Source organism: Thiomonas sp. TH-17 (assembly GCF_057473305.1).
Map to the genome: position 1 here is coordinate 1 of NZ_JBYCKI010000074.1, position 3,122 is coordinate 3,122.

Annotated in this window: 2 protein-coding genes; both read right to left on the bottom strand. The window is 67.7% G+C overall.

Annotation, left to right across the window (positions count from 1 at the left end; translation table 11 throughout):
- Window positions 1-2,580, bottom strand: a 2,580-nt coding sequence (locus tag AC2VLV_RS04850; protein WP_486988900.1) for an amino acid adenylation domain-containing protein, incomplete at its 3' end; no start/stop codon positions are given.
- 229 nt (window positions 2,581-2,809) lie between these two features.
- Window positions 2,810-3,122 (bottom strand): P-loop NTPase family protein (locus AC2VLV_RS04855; RefSeq protein ID WP_486988901.1); only part of this gene is annotated, 313 nt, incomplete at its 5' end.

The following is a 3,122-nucleotide window of genomic DNA, read 5'->3' on the forward strand; positions in this document are numbered from 1 at the left end:
GCGCGCGGCGACGTAGGCCGGATCGGCGCGCATCGCGGCGGGAATGGCGGGGTCGAGTTCGTCGGGGCGGAAAAAGCGGATGCCCTCGCGGCCTTCGTCGAGCATGTCCCAGAAGGCCTCCACCGTCGGCGCGCCGGGGAAGCGCCCGGCCATGCCGATGATGGCGATGGGCTCGTCGCGCAGGGTGTCGCCATGAGGTTCACCGCGGTGGGCAGCTGTGAGGCGGTTGGCCGCGATGCCGACCTGTCCGCCGATGTGTGCGGCGATGCCGCGCGGCGTCGGATCGCCGAAAAACGCGGCCACGCTGAGTTCGCCGTGCCCACGCTGGCGCAGCGCGGTCAGGGCACGCAGGACCAGCAGGGAATTGCCGCCGAGGGTGAAGAAGTTGTCCGACGGACCGACGTGATCCAGACCCAGCACCTCGGCGAAGACCGTGGCAACTTCTTGGGTCACCCCGGGTGATTCCGCCGAGGCTGCAGTACCAGCCTTGGCAGCGCGCGTCGGCGCGGGCAGGGCCTTGCGATCGAGCTTGCCGTTGAGCGTGACGGGCAGACGTGCGAGCGCGATCAGGTGCGCGGGGGTCATGTAATCGGGCAGCCGGGCGGCGAGCGCGCGGCGTACCGCGCCGAGATCAAGCGCCGTGCCGCCTTGGGCGACGACATAGCCGACGAGCTGCGGGCCGAGCGCGGGGTCGGTATGCAGGGCGACCGCGCAGGCTTGCACGCCGGGCTGCGCGGCCAGGGCGGCTTCGATTTCGCCGAGCTCGATGCGGTAGCCGCGAATCTTGATCTGGCCATCGACGCGGCCGATGAACTCCAGCGCACCATCGGCTTGCCAACGCACCAGATCGCCGGTGCGGTAGAGCCGGCCCCCGGCGTCGAGCGGATCGGGCACGAAGCGTTCGGCGCTCAGCTCGGCGCGGTTGAGATAGCCCAGCGCCACGCCACGCCCGCCCACGCACAGCTCGCCCACCAGGCCCCGGGGCAGCAGGGCGCCCGTGGCCGAGCGGATGAGCACATGCGTGTCCTGGATGGGGTGGCCGATGGGGATGGCCAGGGTGTCGGGAGGCAGCGCGTGCGGAATGCGGTAGGTGGCCGTGAAGGTGGTGCACTCGGTGGGGCCGTAACCGTTGATCAGAGCGGTGTCGGGCAGCGCTTCGAGCGCGCGGCGGACGTGGGCCACCGACAGGGCTTCGCCACCCGTGAGCAGGTGGCTCAGGCCCTTGAACCAGTGCGGATCGTCATCGACGATGGCGTTGAACAGCGCCGCAGTCAGCCAGGCGCTGCGCACGCCGTGGCGTGCGATGCTGCGGGCGATGCCGGGGCCGGTGGGAATGGACTCGTCATGCAGCACGCAGCAGCCGCCATTCAGTAGAGGCCCCCAGATTTCAAGCGTGGAGGCGTCGAAGCCCAGCGGTGCGGCGTGCAGCATGACCGTTGAGGCGTCGAGCGGCATGAAGCTGGCATCGACCACCAGGCGCAGGATGGCACGGTGCGGAATGGTGATGCCCTTGGGTTCTCCGGTGGAGCCGGAGGTGTACATCACGTAGGCCGTTGCGTCGGGCGCGCTCGGCACGTCGCCGTTCAGCTGCGGCGCGCTGGCGTTGCCGAGCAGGTCTTGGGAATCGAGGGTTTGCAGCGCGGCAGGAAACAGCGCGGCCGTATCGGGCTGGACGAGGGCGAGCCGCGCTCCCGCGTCTTGAACCATGAAGGCCACGCGCTCTGGCGGGAATTTCGGGTCGATGGGCAGATAGGCGGCCCCGGTCATCAGCATGCCGAGCACCGAGGCGATGGCGACTGGCGATCGATCAAGACAGAGCGCGACGACACCGCCCGGCGCCACGCCCTGCGCCTGCAGCGCGGCGGCCACGGCCCGGGCTTGGGCGTCGAGTTGGGCGTAGCTCCATTGCCCGTCATGCCAGCGCACGGCGGTCGCCTCAGGGTGCCGGGCTTGCATCTCACTGAAGCGGGCCTGCACGCTGGGGCTGGCGGGGGCTGCGCGGAAGTCGGGGTTGAGCGCCAGGAGTTCGGCGTGCTGGTCGGCGTCGAGCAGCGCGATCTGCTCGACGCGCTGTGTCGGATCGGCTTGGAGAGCCCGCGTCACGACGTCGATGGTGTGGAGCAACGACCGGACGAATTCTTCGGGGTAAAGCCCGGAGGAGAGGATCTGCAGGGCGTGCGGTTGCGATTGGAGAGTCAGAATGAGTGCGGAGGGGTAGCGGCTGGCCGCGTCGCCTTCCGCTGCTGGATCAGCGAGCCAGATCAGATCGACCGCTTCCGGCACTGGTGGGGCGGAACGCTCGGAGAGTTCATCACCCGCACGCTCGATGACGCGCAGACCTGCCTCATCTGGCAAGGCGGCCATGAGAAAGGGCGCGGCTTGCCGCGACAGTACCAGCAGACCTGCGCCCGTGCCGCACAGCCGTTGCAGTGTGATGGCCGCTGCGGCCATCGCCCTTTCAGAGGGCAAGCCCGGTGTTGGCAGATCGAGACGAAAGGGCTTGCGCAGCGATTCCGGGACGATTGCCGTCAAATCGCCTAGCCGGGAACGAGGAATGCCGTTGTTTGAAGGGCTGTGCATGATTTCCACCAAGAATGGAAACGCTGCGCGAACCCCCCGTTCGACAGGCTTTTCCATAGAGGGGTATTGCACTGCGCCAGAGCCCGCTTGCCTAGTACCCAAGCAGGGGAGGGCGAGAAATCAATCACGGTAGGCGTGAATTTTCCACCTGAAAGGCAAAAAAGAAGGACAAAAAAACGCCCCAAGACCTGAGGGAGCCTTGGGGCGCGGTGCAGGATATCGCGAGAGATCAATAGGCGTAGTAGCCGTAGGGCGACCCGGCCTTTGGCCCGCGGCTCTGGTTGAGCAGGGTGAAGACCATGGGATGGTCTTGCAGCATGCCGAGTGACTGCTGCACCGTGCCTTGATGGGTGCGTCCTGCCTGCACGACGAAAAGAATCTGCCCGGCATGCAAAGACAGCGCGCGCGCTTCGGCGGAGGGCAGCAGCGGCGGTGCGTCGAGAATGATGACGCGGTCGCGGTAGCGGTGCGCCATTTCTTCGAGCAGCAGGTCCATGGTGGCGCTGGCAAACAGCTCGGTGGCTTGCGCGTTGGGCGTGCCC